Origin of the sequence: Nonomuraea sp. NPDC046570, from assembly GCF_040645915.1 — a bacterium.
Taxonomy (GTDB): Bacteria; Actinomycetota; Actinomycetes; order Streptosporangiales; family Streptosporangiaceae; genus Nonomuraea.
The window spans coordinates 1-19549 of sequence record NZ_JBEYZF010000005.1; the positions used below are offsets into that span (position 1 = coordinate 1).

Annotated in this window: 21 protein-coding genes; 14 read left to right on the forward strand and 7 right to left on the reverse strand. The window is 68.5% G+C overall.

The window, feature by feature from the left end; translation table 11 throughout:
• The 5 genes from ABZ911_RS10170 to ABZ911_RS10190 all read left to right on the forward strand — a co-directional run.
• Positions 1–288, forward strand: a 288-nt coding sequence (locus tag ABZ911_RS10170; RefSeq protein WP_358054034.1) for a universal stress protein, incomplete at its 5' end; no start/stop codon positions are given.
• 620 nt (positions 289–908) lie between these two features.
• Positions 909–1766 carry an ABC transporter substrate-binding protein gene (locus ABZ911_RS10175; RefSeq protein WP_358054036.1) on the forward strand — a complete coding sequence of 286 codons (858 nt, stop codon included), beginning with the start codon at positions 909–911 and terminating at the stop codon, positions 1764–1766.
• A 2-nt stretch (positions 1767–1768) separates the two neighbouring features.
• Positions 1769–2587 carry an amino acid ABC transporter permease gene (locus ABZ911_RS10180; protein WP_358054038.1) on the forward strand — a complete coding sequence of 273 codons (819 nt, stop codon included), beginning with the start codon at positions 1769–1771 and terminating at the stop codon, positions 2585–2587.
• Positions 2584–3342: an amino acid ABC transporter ATP-binding protein gene (locus ABZ911_RS10185; RefSeq protein WP_358054040.1), complete on the forward strand. Its 759-nt coding sequence runs from the start codon at positions 2584–2586 to the stop codon at positions 3340–3342. Before ABZ911_RS10180 ends, ABZ911_RS10185 begins: the two co-directional genes overlap by 4 nt.
• A gap of 29 nt (positions 3343–3371) precedes the next feature.
• The gene (locus ABZ911_RS10190; RefSeq protein ID WP_358054041.1) at positions 3372–4565 is read left to right on the forward strand and encodes a serine hydrolase domain-containing protein; all 1194 of its coding nucleotides are present in this window, start codon (positions 3372–3374) and stop codon (positions 4563–4565) included.
• A 70-nt stretch (positions 4566–4635) separates the two neighbouring features.
• Here the strand turns inward: ABZ911_RS10190 and ABZ911_RS10195 are convergent, their stop codons facing one another.
• Together ABZ911_RS10195 and ABZ911_RS10200 are read right to left on the reverse strand one after the other, a co-directional pair.
• Positions 4636–6609, reverse strand: coding sequence for a S9 family peptidase (locus tag ABZ911_RS10195; RefSeq protein WP_358054043.1), 1974 nt, complete (start codon positions 6607–6609; stop codon positions 4636–4638).
• A 32-nt stretch (positions 6610–6641) separates the two neighbouring features.
• Positions 6642–7895: an MFS transporter gene (locus tag ABZ911_RS10200; protein WP_358054045.1), complete on the reverse strand. Its 1254-nt coding sequence runs from the start codon at positions 7893–7895 to the stop codon at positions 6642–6644.
• Between the two features lie 123 nt (positions 7896–8018).
• Here ABZ911_RS10200 and ABZ911_RS10205 point away from each other — a divergent pair, with 123 nt between their 5' ends.
• Positions 8019–8939: a helix-turn-helix domain-containing protein gene (locus ABZ911_RS10205; RefSeq protein WP_358054047.1), complete on the forward strand. Its 921-nt coding sequence runs from the start codon at positions 8019–8021 to the stop codon at positions 8937–8939.
• A 144-nt stretch (positions 8940–9083) separates the two neighbouring features.
• On the opposite strand, the gene ABZ911_RS10210 is transcribed toward ABZ911_RS10205, so the two are convergent.
• Positions 9084–9545, reverse strand: a complete 462-nt coding sequence (locus ABZ911_RS10210; protein WP_358054049.1) for a GNAT family N-acetyltransferase — start codon at positions 9543–9545, stop codon at positions 9084–9086.
• Between the two features lie 807 nt (positions 9546–10352).
• Here ABZ911_RS10210 and ABZ911_RS10215 point away from each other — a divergent pair.
• Entirely contained in the window at positions 10353–11309 is a 957-nt protein-coding gene (locus ABZ911_RS10215; RefSeq protein WP_358054051.1) for a S8 family serine peptidase, read from the forward strand.
• A gap of 153 nt (positions 11310–11462) precedes the next feature.
• Here the strand turns inward: ABZ911_RS10215 and ABZ911_RS10220 are convergent, their stop codons facing one another.
• Positions 11463–12188: a DUF6796 family protein gene (locus tag ABZ911_RS10220; protein ID WP_358054053.1), complete on the reverse strand. Its 726-nt coding sequence runs from the start codon at positions 12186–12188 to the stop codon at positions 11463–11465.
• A gap of 167 nt (positions 12189–12355) precedes the next feature.
• Positions 12356–13009 carry a methyltransferase domain-containing protein gene (locus tag ABZ911_RS10225; RefSeq protein WP_358054057.1) on the reverse strand — a complete coding sequence of 218 codons (654 nt, stop codon included), beginning with the start codon at positions 13007–13009 and terminating at the stop codon, positions 12356–12358.
• A gap of 112 nt (positions 13010–13121) precedes the next feature.
• Between ABZ911_RS10225 and ABZ911_RS10230 the strand changes: the two genes are divergently transcribed.
• The 6 genes from ABZ911_RS10230 (at position 13122) to ABZ911_RS10255 (ending at position 17086) form a co-directional block, all read left to right on the forward strand.
• On the forward strand, positions 13122–13694 hold the full coding sequence (locus ABZ911_RS10230) for a TetR/AcrR family transcriptional regulator (RefSeq protein WP_358054059.1): 573 nt from the start codon (positions 13122–13124) through the stop codon (positions 13692–13694).
• 40 nt (positions 13695–13734) lie between these two features.
• Entirely contained in the window at positions 13735–13953 is a 219-nt protein-coding gene (locus ABZ911_RS10235) for a hypothetical protein (protein WP_358054060.1), read from the forward strand.
• A gap of 145 nt (positions 13954–14098) precedes the next feature.
• Positions 14099–14611: a hypothetical protein gene (locus ABZ911_RS10240; protein WP_358054061.1), complete on the forward strand. Its 513-nt coding sequence runs from the start codon at positions 14099–14101 to the stop codon at positions 14609–14611.
• A 30-nt stretch (positions 14612–14641) separates the two neighbouring features.
• Entirely contained in the window at positions 14642–14953 is a 312-nt protein-coding gene (locus tag ABZ911_RS10245; RefSeq protein WP_358054063.1) for a hypothetical protein, read from the forward strand.
• 247 nt (positions 14954–15200) lie between these two features.
• Complete coding sequence (locus ABZ911_RS10250) at positions 15201–16700, forward strand: hypothetical protein (RefSeq protein ID WP_358054065.1); 1500 nt, start codon at positions 15201–15203, stop codon at positions 16698–16700.
• 149 nt (positions 16701–16849) lie between these two features.
• Entirely contained in the window at positions 16850–17086 is a 237-nt protein-coding gene (locus tag ABZ911_RS10255) for a hypothetical protein (protein ID WP_358054067.1), read from the forward strand.
• A 119-nt stretch (positions 17087–17205) separates the two neighbouring features.
• Here ABZ911_RS10255 and ABZ911_RS10260 read toward each other — a convergent pair whose 3' ends face one another.
• Both ABZ911_RS10260 and ABZ911_RS10265 read right to left on the reverse strand, forming a co-directional pair.
• A complete protein-coding gene (locus ABZ911_RS10260) occupies positions 17206–18018 on the reverse strand; it encodes a methyltransferase domain-containing protein (RefSeq protein WP_358054069.1) in 813 nt (270 codons plus the stop codon).
• 302 nt (positions 18019–18320) lie between these two features.
• Positions 18321–18647 (reverse strand): rhodanese-like domain-containing protein, encoded by a 327-nt coding sequence (locus tag ABZ911_RS10265; RefSeq protein WP_358054070.1) that lies wholly within the window; start codon positions 18645–18647, stop codon positions 18321–18323.
• 76 nt (positions 18648–18723) lie between these two features.
• On the opposite strand from ABZ911_RS10265, the gene ABZ911_RS10270 reads away from it, so the two are divergent.
• Positions 18724–19308 carry a helix-turn-helix domain-containing protein gene (locus tag ABZ911_RS10270; RefSeq protein ID WP_358054072.1) on the forward strand — a complete coding sequence of 195 codons (585 nt, stop codon included), beginning with the start codon at positions 18724–18726 and terminating at the stop codon, positions 19306–19308.
• Positions 19309–19549 lie beyond the last annotated feature (241 nt).

A 19549-nucleotide genomic window follows, 5' to 3' on the forward strand; every position in this document is an offset into this window, starting at 1 on the left:
CCCTACGCGGGGACCCACGGCCGCCTGCTGGACATCCCCGGCGAGGAGTCGGAGGCGGCGCGGCAGCGGCTGATCCCGTGGCGGGTGAAGCACCCGGATGTCCAGATGAACGAGAGCGCGGTCTGTGAGCACCCGGTATCGGCTCTGGCCGAAGCCTCGCGGACGGCCGACCTCGTCGTGGTCGGCTCGCGTGGCCTCGGCGGATTCGCCTCGGCCGTGCTGGGTTCGGTCAGCCACGGCATCCTGCATCACGCGCACTGCCCCGTGGCCGTCGTTCGGCCCCGATGACCACGTCATTGTCCCAGACGAGTAGGTCCGATGTCTGGGGTTCGGTGATCAGACATGAAGAGAGGGCGTCCAAGATCATGTTGTGACGCAAGATCTGAACACCCTCTTGACCGTGCTGTACGTGAAGACCTGGCGGCAGTTCGCAGGGCGCGGGGGAGCAAGCCGATTCGGTACGGCGGCGCCCGCACGGTGCATGGGCGCACCTTGGAAGTGCTGGTGGATGCCGACGATGCCAGGGTGCTGTATCAGCCGCAGAAGCTCGACCTGCTCAGCCCATCGGGCACGCCAAGCCTCCACGTGGCGCTACGTGGTTGAGGACCTTGGCTCCCAGCCGCCAGACACCTTGTCTCGGCGCGCCACAGCGCGGCCTCGCCACCGCTGCCGACTTGCGAGAGCAGCAGGTACTTGTCGGGCTCTTTCTCTGGCCCTACAGGTCCTGCGGCGGATCCAGACGGCGCTCGACATTGAGGAAGTACAGCTGGCGCGCAAGCTTTAGCCGATCCGATAACGCTGGCCGGACGGAGTTTGGCGCTCGCCCCAAAGCCGGGCAGCGGACACGCTTCCACACTGATGGCGTGTTAATACCAAGTTTAACAGGCGGTCATCGGGTCTGCGCGCTCATGGCCGTCCTCCTGCTCGCCACCTCCGCATGTGGAGGGGCGCCCGCCGCGCAGAACCCGCCTGCCGCGCGGAACACCGCGCCCCTCTACGACCTGCTGCCCGACAAGCAGAAACGGGCCGGCAAGATCATGGTCGGCTCGGACATCTCCTACGCGCCGATGGAGTACTACGACACCGACGGCACCACGGTCCTGGGCTTCGACAAGGAGCTGGGCGACGCGCTGGGCCGACGGCTCGGCGTGCCGTTCGAGTTCGGCAACGCCTCCTTCGACGGGCTCGTCACGGCACTCAAGTCGGGCCGGATCGATCTGGTCATGTCGGGGATGTCCGACACCAAGGAGCGCCAGCAGAGGGTCGACTTCGTCGACTACTACACGGCCGGCGCCATGCTGCTGGTCCGCAAGGGCAACCCGGACAACCTGCGGTCGCTGGCCGACCTGTGCGGGCGCACGGTCGCCGTCCAGCGGGCCACGACCCAGGAATCCTACGCGCGGAACCAGAGCGAGAGCTGTGTCCGGCAGGGCGGCCAGAAGATCGAGATCCTGTCCTTCGACCGCGAGACCGAGGCCCTCCTACAGGTCAAGCAGGGCCGAGCGGCCGCGGGCCTGGAGGACTACCCGGTCGCGACCTACAACGCGCGCACTTCCGGCGGCGGGAACGACTTCGAGGTGGCCGGCGAGCAAATCAACGCCGGTCCGCTCGGCATCGCGGTCGCCAAGGACAACACCGCCCTCCGCAACGCCGTACAGCGGGCGCTGCAAGAGGTCATGGCCAGCGGCGAGTACACGAAGCTGATCGACAAGTGGGGCATACCGGCCGGTGCGCTCACCAGTGCCACCGTCAACGCGGGGACCTGACGATGGCCGTTCCCGCCCGCGCGATCCCGGTGCGGCACCATGGCAGGTGGCTGATCCTCGCGATCCTGCTCCTCGCGGCGGCGGGCCTCGTGCTGGCCTTCTGGAGAGCCGACATCGACTACGCGGTCACCGCTCGCTTCCTCACCGCGCCGAACGTCCTGGACGGCCTGCTCAACACCGTCATCATCAGCGTCCTGGCCCAGGGACTCGGCATCGCCCTCGGCGTGCTCTTCGCGCTCATGGGCATGTCGCGCAACCGGGAGATCCGCCTGGTCTCGGCGGCCTACATCTGGCTGTTCCGTGGTACGCCGGTGATCGTCCAGCTCCTGCTCTGGTACAACCTCTCCCTCGTCATCCCCAGCGTGGCGGGCTGGCCGACCAACCAACTGATCACCCCATTCCTGGCCGCGCTCCTCGGGCTGGGCATCAACGAGGGCGCCTACATGGCCGAGATCGTCCGCGCCGGGATCCAGTCGGTGGACCACGGACAGCACGAGGCCGCCCGCGCGCTGGGCATGCCGCCCATGCTCACCCTGCGCAGGGTCGTCCTGCCCCAGGCCATGCGCGTCATCGTCCCGCCCACCGGCAACGAGTTCGTCAGCATGCTCAAGATGAGCTCGCTGGCCTACGCCATCCAGTACGGCGAACTCCTGCAGTCGGCGGTCAAGATCTACTCCAACAACCTCGCGATCGTGGAACTGCTGCTCACCGTCTCCGTCTGGTATCTGGTCCTGACCTCCATCGCCACGATCCTGCAGAGCTTCCTGGAACGGCGCTACTCCCGCGGCCTCACGCGCCCGGTTCCGGGAGGCGTGCGATGAGCGTCGTCAAAGCCGTGCGGGTGTGCAAGTCGTACGGCGCCACGCAGGTGCTGCGTGGCATCGATCTGGAAGTGGCCCCCGGCGAGGTGTGCTGCATCATCGGCCCCTCCGGCTCCGGGAAGTCCACCTTCCTGCGGTGCGTCAACCACCTCGAGAAGATCGACTCAGGCCGACTCGAGGTGAACGGGCACCTGGTCGGCTACCGCGAGAAGAACGGCCTGCTGTACGAGCTACGCGAGAAGGAGGTGGCCGCGCAGCGCCGCACGATCGGCATGGTCTTCCAGCGCTTCAACCTGTTTCCGCACCTGACGGCGCTGGAGAACGTGATGGAGGCGCCGCTCCGGGTCAGGCACGAGCCGCGGACGTCCGCACGCGAGCGCGCCCTGGCGCTGCTGGACCGCGTGGGCCTGTCCGCCCGCGTCGGCGCCTATCCCGCCGAGCTCTCCGGCGGCCAGCAGCAGCGGGTCGCGATCGCCCGCGCGCTGGCCATGGAGCCCGCCCTCATGCTCTTCGACGAGCCCACCTCCGCACTCGACCCCGAGTTGGTCGGCGAGGTGCTCGACGTCATGCGCGACCTGGCTCGGTCCGGGGTGACCATGATGATCGTCACGCACGAGATCGGCTTCGCCCGGGAAGTGGGCAACGTCCTGGTCTTTCTCGACGAGGGCACGATCGTCGAGTCCGGCCCGCCGTACGAGGTGCTGGCCGATCCCCGCCACGAGCGGACCCGCGCCTTCCTCTCCAAGGTCCTCTGAAATTCCCCAGAGAAAGGAACAGTCCCACCATGCCTACCACCAGAGCACGAAGGCTCCTGGCACTCGTCAGCCTCACCGGATTACTCACCGGCCTGTTCACGGCCGCCCCGGCCACCGCCGCCCCGGCCTCCCGGCAGGCAACCGACCTGACCCAGCTCCTGAACACCGCCCTGGCCGAGAGCTCCGCCAAGGTCGGCAACCCGGGTGTCCAGGCGGTCATCCTGCGCAACGGCCAGCTCGTCTGGTCGGGGAACTCCGGCAAGGCCGTCGACGACCCGCCCACCCCTGTCACCGACAACACGCTGTTCGGCTACGCGAGCTTCGGCAAACTGCTCCTGGCCACCTACACGCTCAACCAGGTCGAGGCCGGCAAGCTCGCCCTGGACACCCCGATCTCGGCCTACATCGGCCACGATGTGCCCGGATCCGGCGTGATCACGATCCGCATGCTGCTCACCCACACCGCGGGCTACCCCGACGTGTACGCCTCGCCCGAACTCGCCCCCCTGATGCCCGGTGGTGACCAGTACCAGCCGGACGTGCCGTACACCTGGGAGATGATCGCTCGCGGCCTGCGCGCTCCCGTCGATCCCGGCAAGGAGTACCGCTACTCCAACACCGGCTTCCTCATCCTGACCCACGTGCTGAGCGTGCGCGCGGGCGGGGACCAGAAGCTCACCGACGCCATCAACGCCTTCAACACCCGCGCCGGCTCCGTCGTGCCCGAGGACGGCAGGGTGCTGACGATGGAGCGCAAGCAGCAGGACTACAGCCGCTTCGCTCATGGTTACGAAACCTTCCGCGACCTGGGGACGATCGACATGTTCACCTACTTCGGCGGCACCGGCATCCCGACCGACATGTTCGGCCTGCCGTGGGGCGACGGCCTGTTCGCCGGGACCGCGCTCGGGGGCGCGCAGTTCATCGACGCGCTGTATGCCAGGAAGCGGCTCCTGCAGCCGGCCACCCTGCAAGCGATGATCACCCCCAGCCCGCAGTCCGCCGCGGACAACGAGACCTACGGGATGGCCACCGAGCGCATTGAGGTCGGCGACCGTGTCTGGCAGGGACACTCGGGTGGGTACGGTGGCTTCAACACGCTGGGCGGGACGGACATGACGCGCGGAGTGACGCTGATGGTCGTGGCCAACCACCTGGGGACGAGCGCAGCCGCAACAATCTGGAAGAGGCTGGCCAGAACGTACGCCTCGGCCACGAGCTGAGCCACCTGCCCGTGCGGAGTGGCCACCTGGCTACTCCGCACGGAATGACACGACCAATGGGCTCGGGGTGTCAGCTGCGGGCCGGCATGTGCCTCTGGAACCAGTCCACGACGCGGGTGCAGAAGTCGATCAGCGACGGGAAGCTGCGGACACCGTGGCCTTCCTGTGGGTAGATCACAAGCTGGGACTCAACCCCGTGCTCGAGCAGCGCCTGATGGAACTCCTGGGCCTGCGTCGGAGGGGTGCAACGGTCCAGGGCGCCGGCGATGTTCAAGCACGGGGTACGCACCTTGCTGGCGTGGGCTACGGGGCTCCTGGAGTGGAACTTGTCACCAGGGACTTCTGGGTTCCCGTCGAGGAACAGCGCGTCGAAGTAGGGGATGTTGCTGGTGAAGTGCTGGCTGTACCAGTTCGTCACGGGTGAGAATGGTACGGCGGCAGCCCAGCGCTGGTCCTGGGTGACCAGCCATGAGGACATGTAGCCACCGTACGACCCGCCGGTGAGGCCGACCCTGGTCGGGTCCACCATCCCGCGCTCGACGAGAGCGTCGATCGCGGAGGTGAAGTCGGTCGTGTCCGCGCCGCCCATCTCGCCGAACACCAGCTGGGCGAAGTTCTGCCCGCGGCCGGAGCTGCCCCGCGGGTTGGGGTTGAGGACGGCGTACCCCTGGCTCACCAGCAGCGGCGTCCAGGGGTAGAGCATCGACCACAGGTTCCGGTAACCCCACACCGGGCCACCGTGGATGTTCACCACGAGCGGGAAGGGCCCATCGCCGACGGGGGTGCAGAGGATCCCGTCGATCTGCAGCCCGTCGGGTGCGGACCAGGAGACAGTTTCGGCCTTGCCCGCGACCGACAGCAGGTACTCGGTACCCGGGTGTCTGATCCCCGCGAGCTCGACCCGGTCGTCACCCAGCACCACGACCCGTTGCGGCACCGAGTAGCCCTCCTCGATGAGCACCAAGCGGCCGTCGGCGGACCAGGCCGCCTCCGGGTAGCGCGTACCGCAGCTGGTGTCCGTGCTCGACCAAACCTCGGTGGTCTTCCCGGTCACCGCGTTGTATACGGCGGCGACGGTTTCCAGGCCGCGGATCCCCAGGATTCCCAGGCGATCCGCGTCGATCCACTGGGTCGTGGTGACGTCCACCTCACCGGTGTCGACCCGCTCGAAGGCGGCACCGGGAGCGCCGACCAGCAGGTCACCCGCGACGACCCAGCGGTCGCTGCACACCGCCTCGACCACCGCCAGCCGTTCCCCGGAAGGCGAGGCCGCAGGACAGCCGAGCTGTACCTCGGAGCGGGCCAGTTCGGTAACCGCCCCGTCGAGGCCCAGGCGGGAGAGGACGGCCGTGTACCAGGCACCCTCGTCCGGAGCGGGGCTGGTGACCGAGACGACCGCGTCGGGGCCGAGCCAGACCGCCTCCCAGGTGTTGAGACCCTCCGGCGACATTCTGATGGTCGTACCTGCCGCGAGGTCGTGGATCCACAGCGACCGCCACGACTCCTCCGTCACGCCGGCCTCGACGTGCGGGTGCCAGTCCGGTAATTCCTCCTTCGGCTTGTACGTCGTGCCGCTCCCCTGACCGCCGGACAGATCGGCGCCGAGCCCCGCCACCCCGAGCAGCACCTTCGTGCCATCTGGCGACCAGGAGCAGTACTCCACCGTCCCGGGTACGGCCGGCGTCGCCTCCGCCTCACCGAGCTGACCGGTGCGCAACAGGTACAGCTGGAACCGGCCTGCCTCCGTACGGTCCGACAGGAACGCCACCGTCGCCCCGTCCGGGGAGAAGCGCGGTTGCCGCGAGGAACCGGACGGCCCCGTCAACGGCCGCAGCTCCGCACCGTCGACCAGGAAGCAGGCCTGGCGTGGAAGACCGACCAGCTCGTCGTACACGAGCCCGGTCGCGGCGATTCGCGAACCGTCGGCGGAGCAGGACGGCTCCAGCAGCATGTGCGGCTGTCCCAACGCCGGCCCGTGTAACCGCCGGAAATACTCTTCGACCAGGTCCCAGGTGGCGCTGCCGCGCACATCGTTTCCGCTCATGGGCGGACCATATGCGAGGGGAAGGTCCGTCTCTATCGACTCGTGACGCGAGCTGGAGGGCTTGGGCTCGACGATTGTCGAGGTTGGATTCCTCCTACCGGGGTCGATCGCGACTGGCCTCCGGCCTCCTGAGGTTCCCGGCCCAGCCGCCTGACTGGCTTGATCAACAGTAGCGCCGCCACCACGCCGACCGCCACCAGGGCCGACCCCAGCATGAAGGCGCGCGGTTCGACCAGCGCGGCGACCGGACCGGCCAGCGCCTGCCCGACTGCCATGCCCGCGACCGACCCGGCCACCTGGTAGGCGTTGACCCGGTTCAGCACGTCCGGCGCGACCTGCGTCTGCACGCTGGTCGACCACATCACCGACCAGAACGCCCACGCGCACCCCCCGAGCAGGTGCCCGGCCATCAGCAGCGGCAGCGGCAGCCCGAGCGCGACCGTCAGCGGCACCGCCACGTACCCGCTCAGCGCCACCGCCCCGGCCGCCAGCGGCCTGCGCGGCCTGAGCCTGATCGCCACCAGCCCGCCCAGCACAGTCCCGAGGCCGAGCGCCGCCATCACCCAGCCGTAGTCGGCCCCGATGACCTGCGACGACAGCGGCACGTACGGCCCGACCACCAGAACGCCCCAGAACACCCAGACCAGGATGACCGACCACATCCAGCTCCTGGCCTTGAACTCCTCCCAGCCCCTGCGCAGGTCGCTCAGCACGTCGGAGGGCTCCGGCCTGGGTACGGTGACCCGGACCAGCAGCAGGCACACCCCGCTGACCAGGAACGTCGCGGCGTCCACCGTGTAGACGAAGACCGGCCCGGCGACGACGATGAGGACTCCGGCCAGTGCGGGACCCGCCAGATGGGTGACCGCCTCGGCGATCTTCAGCGTCGCGTTGGCCCGCTGCGGATCTTCGGCGACCAGGGTGACCATGCCGTTGACGCCCGGTTCGAACACCCCGGCGGCCATGCCCGACAAGAACGCCATCACCAGCAACAGGGCGTACGGCGGAGCACCATCCAGGAAGGCGACGGCCACGACCCCCTGGGTGATGACCCTGACCACGTCCGCGCCGATCATCAAGCGCCGGGCGCCGATCCGGTCGGCGACAACCCCGCCGAACAACATGACCAGCACAGCCGACGCGGTCCAGAGCGCGAGCACGTAGCCGACGCCCGCGATCCCATAGACTTTCCCGATCGACAGCGCCGAGGCGACGGGCATCATCGCGTCACCGAGCAGCGAGATCGTGCGGGCCGCGAAGTAGAGGGTGAAGCTCCTCGTCCACATGAGCCCCAATTCTGGATTTTTCCAGATCAGAGCACCGGTGTCCCAAATGACATCATTGGGTACATTTGCGCCATGGCCCTGGATTGTCCGGTAACGCCCCCGCCGCCCCCCAGCCCGCATCGCGTGGTCGCCTTGGTCGCCCCGAACCAGGAGCTCTACCCGGTCACCTCCGCCTCAGCCGTCTTCGGCTACCACGGCCCCGACATCCCCCAGCACTACAGCCTCAGCCTGTGCGCCGAACACCCCGGCTCCCTCCCCACCACCCTCGGCGTCCCCATCCAGGTGGACAGCGGCCTCGAAGCCCTCGATGACGCCGACACCGTGGTCATCGCGGGCTGGACCCTCACCCCCTCGCCCGCCGTACTCCACGCGGTGTCCCAAGCCCATGCCCGAGGCGCCCGCATCGTCGCCGTCTGCGCCGGAATCTTCATCCCCGCCGCCCTGGGCCTCCTGGACGGCCGCCGCGCCTCCGTCCACTGGGAACTCTCCGGCGAACTCGCCGCCCGCCACCCCCGCGTCATCCCCGACAGCACCGTCATCTACGTCGATCACGGCGACGTCGCCACCGCCGGAGCCTCGGCCGCCACCCTCGACCTCTGCCTTCACCAGGTCCTCCAGGAGTACGGCGCGGCCCACGCCATGCGCATCGGCCGCCAGCTCGCCGCCGGTCCGCACCGCGAGGGCTGCCAGCGCCAGTACCCTCCCCTCCCCACCACCGGCCCCATGCCAGACTCCCTGGCCCCCCTGCTCGAATGGCTCCTCTCGCGCCTGCCCGACCAGATCACCGTCGAGGACATGGCCGCCTACTCGGGCGTCTCCCCCCGCACCCTCACCCGCCAGTTCGCCGACCAGCTCGGCGTCCCACCCGCCCGCTGGCTGCTGGAACGCCGCCTGGCCGCCACCCGCGCCCTGCTGGAGGAGACCGACCTGCCCGTCGAGACCATCGCCACCCGCGTCGGCCTCTCCTCAGCGGTCAACCTCCGCCGCCGCTTCCACACCGCCCTGCGCACCACCCCAGCCGCCTACCGCCGCTCCTTCCGCTGAAGCTCCCAGGCAGTTCCGCCGCGATCACGACCGATGGCCGGGCCCCTCTCCGGCCTCCAACCGCCCCAGCGGCTGTCTGATCTCGCCCGCCGCGACCCCACCCATCCACTTGTTCTGTACGGCGAGCACCCACGATGCCCCCGGTCACCCCTGGCCATCGGGGGTCAGAGAGACGGGCATGCGGAGTTCCAGGATCTCCTCCTCGCCGAAGGTCTGCCCGGTGGGGACGAATCCGGCAGAGGTGTAAAGGGCCTTGGCCGCGACGTTGTCGGCGCGTACGCCCAGCCGTAGTACCGGTGCGCCGAGCTCGTCCCGCACATGTGCGACGATCTGCCGGAGGGCGGCCCGGCCCAGGCCCTTGCCCTGGTGAGACTTGTCGATCATCAAGCGGTACAGCCACATCTGGCCGTCGTCGGGATCGGGGCCGTACATCGCGAAGCCCACGGCGCACTCGCCGTGCATCACCGCCCGGGTCACGAAGCCCGGCAGAAAGCGACTTTCGGCGATCGAGTACAGGTTTGACGAGATGAGGTCGCGCTGGTCGTCGGCCACCGTCAGGTCGGCCACGTCTTCCCAGGTCTCCCGGCACAGGTCCTCAAGGCGCACACGAATCAGCATGAGGTACCTCTAGCCGATCTTCACGCGGGCTGTCATGTGAATTGTTCGCACAACCGCCTAGAGCTGGCGACCTTCACTGTCAGTGACCTGCGGCGACGTGGCCGCACGCAAGGGTGGCAGCCGCTTGGTCGAGGAGGCTCGCAACCTCCTGCAAACGATCAGCCCAGCATGAGGTGGTCGTCTCCGCCTCAGGCTTTCGCAGGAAGTTTGAGTCGTTTACACGAGAAAAGCGCCTTTGAACTGAAAATTATGTCTTTAGTCGATTTGAGCGAGAGTTCAGCTTATCTCTCACCTTGGGGGAGTTGCTTCTAATAATTCCCTTGTTTGGAATGTTGGTGCTATGGAGAGTCATTTCGCATGACATCAACGCTCTGCGTGTATTGAAATATCTTATTTCAATATTGCATGAGAAAAGAATCACTCAAGGGGAGTGCAGTGAGACTTATCCGTACCCTGCGTTCGGCGCCTGTGGCCATCTTCATGGCGGTAGGCCTGATCGTTGTCCCAACCCCCGCCTACGGCGCGAAGCCGTACCCAATCGACCCGCGACCAGGAGGCGCCGAAAACGCACATGTGGCAGCCGCGCCCGAGTCCTATGCCAGCGCGCGGGGGCCCATATCAACGCCTGTCTGCGACCGGGCCGTCGAGCCAGGGAAAGCTCGCTGCCATTCGCTGATCCGCACCGGCATCGCGCCCCGGGCATCACGGCAATCAGGCATGGCCCCTGCCGGACTGGCGCCACGCGACATTCAAAGCATTTACCGCCTGCCAACCGTGTCCGGCCAGGGGCAGACGGTGGCCGTCGTCATCGCGTTCGACTACCCCACCGCCGAACAAGACCTGGCGGTCTACCGCCGCACCTTCGGCCTGCCACAGTGCACCACCGCCAACGGCTGCTTCCGGAAGATCAATCAGAACGGCGGCAGCGTCCCGCCCCCGAGCGTCGTCCACCCCGACTGGGCACTGGAGGCCGCCCTCGACATCGACGCAGTCAGCGCCGCCTGCCCGCGCTGCAATATCCTGCTCGTCGAAGCCAACGACAACACCTTTGGCAACCTGCTCACCGCCGTGGACCGGGCACGCCTCCAGGGTGCGAGGTTCATCTCCATGAGCTGGGGCGCCGGCGAAAACCCCGGCCAACCACTCCTCGACTCCCACTTCAACCACCCGGGCATCGCCTTCGTCGCAGCCGCAGGCAACGTCGGATTCCAAACGAGCTGGCCTTCTACCTCTCCGCACGTCACCGCCGCCGGAGGCACCACACTCAACTTCACGCAGCAGGGCGGTTTCCTCAGCGAGACCGGCTGGAGCAACGGCGGCTCCGGCTGCTCCCGGTTCCAGGAGAAGCCATCGTTCCAGAGCGACCCCGGCTGTCCCCGCCGTACCACCGTGGACATCTCCGCCGTCGCCAACCCGGCCAGCGGCCTCGCCGTCTACACCACGACCCCGACAGCAGCGAACGCAACCGGCTGGCTGATCGTCGGGGGGACCAGCCTGTCCTCGCCACTGATCGCCGGCATGTACGCGCTGGCGGGCACCCCGAGAGCGGGTACCTTCCCCAACTCCTACCCGTACGCCCATCCGGGGGCTTTCCAGGACATCGTCGTCGGATCCAACGGCACATGCGGCGGCTCCTATCTGTGCACGGCGGTGCGTGGCTACGACGGGCTCACCGGCATCGGCGCCCCACGCGGTGTCGACGGCCTCCGCGCACCCCTGTCCCGGCCAATGGCGCAGACCCAGGAGCACTGAATCCCGGCGAGCATGCAATCTCCGCGAACAGGGTCATCGCTGAGTTGTGGTCGGTCGCGAGATGGAAAGCATCATTGCGAACCGGTCGCGCAACCCTGCGATGACCCTGTTCCGAGATCTGTGAGGTCGAACCGGAGGCGGCGGTACGGGCCGCTATCGATTCCGCGCTCTCGTCCAGAGTGCGGCGGTGGACAGCGCGAAGAACAGCAGATTCCCTATGCTCAACGCCGCGCCCTGGAGTGCGACACCCGCCGTCCCAGGGAAGAGGCCGATGACCAGCGCACCTACGGGGATGCACACCAGAGGGTTGACCACGCACATCCACCGGGGAAACGCGGTATTCCCGCGCAGGACGCATACGGCCATCCATGCGGACCCCACAACCCAGAAGGCCAGAAGCACGAAATACGGGATGAAAAGCACCGTCGCCATGTCACCCGGCAGCGCCGTCAGCACCTCGGACCGGCTACCGGACTCGTGCACCGCTATTGCCGACTGGCCCCAGTAGTAGAAGGACCCATGGGCGAAGGGGGCCAGCGCGTAACCGGTGGTCAGCAGCAGCACCGGCGGCAGCGAGAGCCACCGTCGTGCCTGCCGGACGCCTTGCCAGAGATGCCAGCAGGCGGCCAGGTAGAGCGGGCCGGTCAGCACGCCGAGCAGTGCCCCCCAGGCGAGCCGCGTGGTGGAAGCGGGCAGCATCTGGGCCAGTAAGTCGCGAGGCATTCCCTCGTAGGTGGTCAGGATGGGGTAGCTGCTGGGGCTGCCCATGGGCAGCCCCAGCAGCAGAACATCCCCGACCAGCCAGGCGATCGACGCGAGGACACCGGCGATCCCCGTGAGACGCACCCAGCGCACATCACCGCGAAGTGGTTGTGTCACCGCAACCCCCTTGAAAAGGCAATAAAGTTAGGCAAGGCTAACCTGTCTTTCGGGGGGTTGTGGCTGCGAGAGTGGCTCTGGAGCTGGCTGTCGCCATTGGATCGTCCTACTGATCGGTCCCAGCGCGCGGTGACCCGGCCCGCCAGCTCTGCTCGTCGTCGCGCTGATCAGGCCGCGGGCCGCGAAGCCCGGATGTAGGAGAGCATGACCGGCAGGTCGCCCTCGTCCTCGACGTGGAATCCGGCCTGTGGGAGCAGATCGGCGAGCAGGTCACGTGGGTTGTGCCGCATCGCCGGGCCTGTCAGCATCGCGACCAGGTGGGCGAGCAGCCGGTTGGTCGGCGGGCGGAACTCGGCGATCAGCAGCCGCCCGCCCGGCCGCAGCACCCGCAACATCTCCCGCACGGCGGCACCGCGCTCGGCTGCCGGTATGTGGTGGACGGCCAGGCTGGAGACCACCACGTCGAAACCGGCGTCGGGCAGGTCGAGCGCTTGGCCCTCGCCCACCTGGTAGGAGCAGTTCCCCGGGGCGCTACGACGAGCGTATTCGATCATCGGGGGCGACGCGTCGACGCCCGTCACCTGACCGGCCGGGCCCACGACGGGGGCCAGGATACGGGTCAGATAGCCGGTGCCACAGCCGACGTCGAGCACCCGGTCGCCCGGGCGGGCCCGGGACAGCGCGGCCAGCCGGGTGAAGATCTCGCGCCGTCGTCCGAAGAAGCCGACCTCCGACGCGAGTTCGTAGGCGCGCGGGTGGTCGATCGTCCCGCCCGCATCGGCGTGCTCGGCGTGATCGTGTAGCAGTTTGCCCAATCCCATTCGATCTCTCCTCTCGAACAACCTGTTCAGTTATGTATGGTGTGTTTGCCAAGGGTGTCAGGTCAACGATCACTTCCGGCCCGTTGTGCAGTACTGAACAGAAAGCGGTGAAGTGCCCGGAACCCTCGACAGGCGGGTGCGGCGTACCCGGCAGGCGATCCAGCAGGCGCTGGTGGAACTCGTCTTGGAGAAGGGGTATGAGGCGGTGACCGTCACCGACCTTATCGACCGTGCCGACGTCGGCCGCTCCACCTTCTATGCGCACTTCGACGGCAAGCAGGCGGTGTTGTTCGCCAACCTGTCGGAGATCGCCTTCCTGCATCCGGCGGCCAGCGCCGACGGCCCGCTGTTCGCTTTCAGCCTGGCGATGTTCGAGCACGTGGCCGAGCAGCGCAGGTTGGTACGGGCGCTGCTCGGGCGGCGTAGCGGCCGGGCGGTGATGGCCCACGGCGAGCAGTTGCTGCAGGACCTCATCCGCGACGAACTGCTGGCCCGTGGTGCGCGCGCTTCGACGTCGCTGGAGCTGGTGGTGACCTGCGTCGTGGGGGCGTTCATGGCCCTGCTGTCGCGGTGGGTGGATGAGGAGATCACGGCCACGCCGGCCGAACTGGATGCGGTCTTCCGCGCAGCGGTGGGGCCGGGAGTGCAAGCGATGCTGGCCCAGGCGTGCGTCGTCAGGCCGTGAGCTAGTCTCGTGGCGCATATTCCGATCATGTGAGGCATACATGGACATCGGCCCATATCGCGTCATCCGTCAGCTGGGGCAGGGTGGGCAGGGCACGGTCTACCTGGGGCAGGACGAGCACGGCGGGCTCGCCGCCGTCAAGGTCATGAACGGTGGGATCGACCGCGCCTTCGCCCGCGAGCTCGCCGCCGCCCGCCAGGTCGACGAGTTCTGTACGGCCCGCGTCCTGCGAGCCGACCAACGAGCCGGACCTGGGTGAACTACCTGAACCGCTGCGTGGAATCGTCGCCCGCTGCCTGGCCAAGGATCCCGCCATCAGGCCATCGGCCCGCGACCTACTCCTGGCGCTGCTGGGCGAGCGGGCGCCCGATCAGGAGGACGTCGCTCTGCGCCAAGGAGCCGAAGTGGCTCACGGCGGTGCTGTACAGGCTGGTGGTTCCGTACGCGAGCGAACGACGGCGGAGCGCAGGGCCGGCGGGCTCTCGCGGCGGGCGCTGCTGGCGGCTGGGGGAGCGGTCGCGGCGGCGGCGGCCACCACGGGCGTGGTGCTGTGGCGCGGCGCGACGGACCAGTCGAACACGCCTGTGGGGACCACCACCAGCACGCCCACACCCACGACACAGATCACGGCACCACCACCGACGCCTGGCGACCTCCCCCTCGCTCTGGAGAGCGCGGTCGGCGCGAAGCCCATGGCCGACTTCTCCTTCGAGGGACACCTGCCCCAAGGCTCCTGGGCCACGAAGGCGAAAGGACAGCTGTCCTACGATCACGACGCGGTGTCGTCGCTGGACACACGCATGGACATGACGGTCACCGCCGAGCACATCGAGCTGACCAAACGCGTGATTCTCGCGGATGCCGAATACGTCGACGGTAAGGAGGTGACCGACCCGGCGAAGGGGCGGATCATGTAGGAAGCCCGGTGCCCACGCGCCATGGGGGCGGTGGGCGTCATCATCGATCTGGCCAGGCTGACCGAGAACGTGCAGGCGTCGGGCCGCCGATACTCTGGCGCGCTGGTCACCACGAAGGCGCCGGAGTCGCTCCGGCAGCAGTTCAGCGCGATGGGCGACCCCGAACGGAAGCTCGCCGAGACCAGTTTGTCCTGGGTCCTGACACTGGACGCGCAGAACAGGCCGAAGAGGTTCGAGCTCTCCTGGCACTTCAAGCTCGATGAGGCGACCCGGCTGACCTCCAGCTTCGTCACCGAATACAGCGCGTGGCGTGAAGGGGAGGTTCGAGAGCCCGGCTCGTAGATCACGCTGCCCCGTTTTCCTCCGGGGCCTCGCGCGAAGATCATCCATGGTGAGAGCGGAGGCCCGGCTCCTGGCGGGCGCCGAAATCGACGATCCTGAACGGCTGTCGGCTCCTCGACTGGCTGGGACGCGATCGCCGTTGTGCGACCTCGATCGCACATCACCCAGGAGAGGTCATACCAGAGTGGCACGCAGCCCTGGACGTTGAGCCGATGCCAGGCAGAGGCGGCGCGCGAAAAATGATCACATGCCTGTGACGATACTCGGACTGTCGCCCGTGGAGCTCCTGGCCCTGCTGGCCGCCCTCGTACTGGTGTCGGCCCGCTGGCTCCCGCCCGGCGCGCGTCGGCCGGTCACGGTGGTCGCCGGGGTGGCCTTCGTGCTGTCCGCGGCAGTGCCGGCGGTGCTCGGGATCCGCTGGCAGCTCATCCCCATCCTCACCGGCGGGGCCACCGCGCTCGCGTTCGCCGCTTTCCCTCTGCTGAGACGACGCGCTGAACGGCCCGCGCGGCGGCCCACCGCCGGGCCCGCGCGGCGGGCCCGGCGGTGGGCGTCCCTGTCGGGATCGGTGGCCTGCCTGGCCCTTGTCCTCGCGGGAGCGGGGGCGGCGTGGGCCCTCCCTTTGCCCGTGTTCCCCGAACCGTCGGGGCCGTACGCGGTCGGCACCACCGTCATCCAGTGGACCGATCCTGATCGCGCTGAAACCGCCACGCCCAAGCCCGACGACCGGCGTACGATCGTGGTGCAGCTCTGGTACCCCGCGAACGGCAAGTCCCCGGCAGCGGAAAGAGGGCGGTACCTCGGCCGTACAGAGCAGGAGGCGCGGCTTGTCGCCCGTGGCACGGCGGACTACTTCGGCGTGCCCGGCTTCATGCTGGACGAGGTGGCGCGCGCGCACACGCGCTCGACGCCCGATGCCCCGGTGGCCGACAGAGGCGGCCGGTTCCCCGTGGTGCTGTTCTCTCCCGGGCTGGGCGGCGTGCGTACCCAGAACACCGCCTTGGCCGAGGAACTGGCCAGCCGCGGGTACGTCGTGGCCGCCCTCGACCACCCCTACGACTCGGCCGTCGTCACCCTCGCCGACGGCCGGGCGGTCCGCACCCGGCTCGCGGCGACCGGCGACGCGGCGGAGGACGAGAGGCGGGCCGCCGTGTGGACGGCGGTCCGGGCCGCCGACCTCAGCTTTACCCTCACCCAGCTGGGCCGCGTCGACCGCGGCGAGATCCCGGGCCTGCTGGCCGGGCGGCTCGACACTCGGCGGGCCGCGGCGACCGGCCACTCCCTCGGCGGTGCCGCCGCCCTTCAGGCCGCCCGCCAGGACTCGCGGTTCGCGGCCGTCATCGTCCTGGACGGCTTCCCGCGCGACCCCGCCCCGAGCCCGTTCCACCAGCCCGTGCTCGCGCTCACCCACGACATCGCGCCGGGCGAGGAGGCGGACTACATCTCCCGCCTCACGCGGGTGCTCGATCTCAGCACGGCGACGAGCTACCGGCTCACCGTCCCCGGTTCGGCGCACCTCACGTTCACCGACTCCCCGCTGTACCTGCCGCCTCTGCCCGCGCTCATCGGCTCTTCGGGCCGCACCGGCGGCCCGCGCGTCACCGCGGCGACCACCGCCGCCTTCCTGGACGCCACCCTCCGCGGCAAGCAGGGCGACCTGGCCACGACCCTCCGGAGGTACGGGAACCTGACGGTCTTCTCATCGGCGGCGTCTCCGGGTCCCCCTGTCGTAGGGACTGCCGGCTGAGCTGGGCGCAGGTCGTAGCGCATGGTGGTGTCGGCGGAGGCGTGCCCGGCCATGCGGGCGGTCTGGATCGCATCGGTGACGGGCGGCATGTTGGAGACGAAGGTGCGGCGCGCATCATGCGAGGTGCGAGCGGTGGCATCCCCGCGGGGGTGATCGCTAGTGTGCAGGTCATCGGCGAGCTCAGCGGAGTGCTGGACCTGGTCGATACCGACGACACCGCGCTGCTGCGCGAGCGCCTGATCACCGTCGGCCCCGCCGCCGACGTGGTGCTCACCGGTGCCGAGGTCGAGGCCTACCGGCGGACGGTGACCCGGCTCAACGCGATGTGGGCGCTCGGCGAAAGCGCTTTGCGGCTGTTCGTTGGGGGTTCGTCGAACGGGCGTTGACTCAAGAGTGTGGCCGGATGAGACCCGGCTCAGCGGGTGGTGAGTTCGGCGAGGTCGACGTCTCGGCGGGAGTCCTATGGCCGGTCAAGATCTCTACGACTTCGCCTTCACCCCTGGGCTCATTCGGCGCGCTGTCCGACACGGAGGACGCTCAGGTAACGGCGTGATACTCGGTCGCCCATCCGCGTGCGGATGCGCTCGGCGATGGCGTCGAGCAGGGCCTCGCGGACGTCGCGGTCGAGCCTCCGGTACAGCGACGTCGAGCGAAGGAGATCGGCAAAGCCGTCGCCGTTGAACCACTGAACGGTCGGGTACCAGCGCACGATCGTTGGACCGAACAAGCCGCCGGGATCTTCGACGAGTCCCCAACCCTCGTCGGTTGTCCGCACATCGTCCTCAAGCGGCGGATGACCCCAGCCGGGGTTCCCGGGGGAGAACCGCTCGTGGAGATCGGCGGTCTCGGCGTACACCTCCGGCTCTCCCGGCCGACGGACAACAACGTTGCCGAGCAACGCCATCCAACCTCCGGGATGGAGCACATCGTGCGCTCGCTGCCAGCCGATCGACGGATCGATCCAGTGCCACGCCGACGCAGCCACAAGGACATCGAAGCGCGCGCCGCGGTCGTCCCACTCTTCAAACGTCGACGTCTCGACTTCGACGTTGTGGAAGGTGGCGAGCCGTTGGCGAGCGAGTGCGGCCATTCCCTCGCCCGGCTCGACGGCGGTCACTGAGCACCTGAGCGCTGCCAGCGAGCGCGTCGCCTGGCCGGTACCGCACCCCACCTCAAGCACCGACGACCTTTCGCCCATGCGGGTGACGGTGACGAGATCCGCGAACAGCTCGCCGGGGTAGCTCGGCCGGACCCGGTCATAGAGCTCCGGCACCTCGTTGAACACCCGACCGAGGTCACGTCGATCCTCGCCTGCCATCGCACCATCCTGCCGAAACTGTCACCGACGGGCCGCCCCTGGGGAAGCGTACTGTTCCGCTGTTCCTCAACCCGGGATCTTCGAAAGAGCTTGATCCAGTCGGCCGTGCCTCGGTAGCTCCGATCCGGCAAGGGCGGGTTGCGTGCTTTTGGGGCCGCCCAGCACCGCGAGTGCCGCCGCCGTACGCGGGCTGGGTGGACATCGGCCCTTGGCAGCGACGACAAGGACCGCCGAAACGGTCCGGCGCGTGCGACTACCGGGGAGGGGCAAACCTTCTCTCGTTGCCCCTCCCCGGGTGGGGATCAGGCGGATTCGGTGGGAAGACCGGCGTCGGTCCAGTCCTCGATGCCCTCGCGGTACTTGCGGACGTTGGTGTAGCCGAGGGCGGTTAGCCGGTCGGCGACCTGTCCACTGTTGGGGCACGCCGGGTTGGAGCAGTAGGTGACGATCGCGGCGTCGAGGTCGGGGAGCAGGGAAGCAGCCAGGTTGTCGACATCGTCTCGGACCAGTGCGAGGGCGCCGGGCAGATGCTGCTTTGCGTAGTACTCTCCGCCCAGCGCGTCGACAACGGTCACGGTGCCCGCGTCGATCGCCGCCTTCAGCTCGTTTCGGGTGATGAGTGCGGTCATACCACTACCTCCAAGAGAATCGGACTATAGTCCGGTTGTGGCTCATGACAATAACGGACCGCAGTCCGGTTCTGCAATGCCGTTGGAACTGCTACGCACGCCACCCCCCAAGGAACGGGCGGACGCGGCACGTAACCGGGCTGCGGTACTGGAGGCCGCAGCCCGGCTATTCGCCGAACAGGGCGTAGAGGCGGTATCCATGGACCAGGTGGCCGCAGCCGCCGGCGTCGGCAAGGGCACCTTGTTCCGCCGGTTCGGCGACAAGTCCGGGTTGGCCGCCGCTCTGCTGGACGCCCGGGAGCGGGTGCTGCAGGAGGCAATACTGCATGGACCGCCGCCACTCGGCCCCGGGGCGGCAGCCGACGAGCGGCTCGCCGCGTTCGTCGACGCCTATTTCGACTACCTGCTGGAGTACCTGGACCTGATCCGGATGTCGGAGACCGCGGCGCCTGGTGCCCGATACCGGATCGGGGCCTACCGGTTCTGGCACCGCCACATGGCGATCCTGCTCGCCGCCACGCCTGATCCCGAACACACAGCCCATGCCGTGCTGGCCGCCTTGTCGGCCGAGCACGTATCCGCACTCCTGCCAGAGCTGGGCGAAAAGCGGATACGCGCCGGCCTGCTCCGCCTTGCGCGTTCGGTGACGAAGACGACCTGACCACTGTGGAAGGCCACCCTCCACTCGCTGCCCCCCCGCCACGATCACCCCGGCGTCCCTGGCCACCAGCGATGCCGACCAGCACGCCGTCGTACACCTCATCGCCGAGAAGCTGGAATGGGCGGCGCGCCCGCTCAGCAGATCCGACGGCTGGACCACCACCGGCCACGTGGACAGCGGCGCTCGCCGCCCCGGGCACCCGCCCACCAGAGGCTCGCCGTGAATCAAAGGCAGGACCGGA

Bases quoted from the DNA above. Each gene is read 5' to 3' on its own strand.
- ABZ911_RS10190 (WP_358054041.1), top strand. From the start codon at position 3,372: ATGCCTACCACCAGAGCACGAAGGCTCCTGGCACTCGTCAGCCTCACC.
- ABZ911_RS10225 (WP_358054057.1), bottom strand. From the start codon at position 13,009: ATGGGATTGGGCAAACTGCTACACGATCACGCCGAGCACGCCGATGCG.
- ABZ911_RS10235 (WP_358054060.1), top strand. From the start codon at position 13,735: ATGGACATCGGCCCATATCGCGTCATCCGTCAGCTGGGGCAGGGTGGG.
- ABZ911_RS10195 (WP_358054043.1), bottom strand. From the start codon at position 6,609: ATGAGCGGAAACGATGTGCGCGGCAGCGCCACCTGGGACCTGGTCGAA.
- ABZ911_RS10270 (WP_358054072.1), top strand. From the start codon at position 18,724: ATGCCGTTGGAACTGCTACGCACGCCACCCCCCAAGGAACGGGCGGAC.
- ABZ911_RS10175 (WP_358054036.1), top strand. From the start codon at position 909: ATGGCCGTCCTCCTGCTCGCCACCTCCGCATGTGGAGGGGCGCCCGCC.
- ABZ911_RS10265 (WP_358054070.1), bottom strand. From the start codon at position 18,647: ATGACCGCACTCATCACCCGAAACGAGCTGAAGGCGGCGATCGACGCG.
- ABZ911_RS10200 (WP_358054045.1), bottom strand. From the start codon at position 7,895: ATGTGGACGAGGAGCTTCACCCTCTACTTCGCGGCCCGCACGATCTCG.
- ABZ911_RS10180 (WP_358054038.1), top strand. From the start codon at position 1,769: ATGGCCGTTCCCGCCCGCGCGATCCCGGTGCGGCACCATGGCAGGTGG.
- ABZ911_RS10260 (WP_358054069.1), bottom strand. From the start codon at position 18,018: ATGGCAGGCGAGGATCGACGTGACCTCGGTCGGGTGTTCAACGAGGTG.
- ABZ911_RS10185 (WP_358054040.1), top strand. From the start codon at position 2,584: ATGAGCGTCGTCAAAGCCGTGCGGGTGTGCAAGTCGTACGGCGCCACG.
- ABZ911_RS10250 (WP_358054065.1), top strand. From the start codon at position 15,201: ATGCCTGTGACGATACTCGGACTGTCGCCCGTGGAGCTCCTGGCCCTG.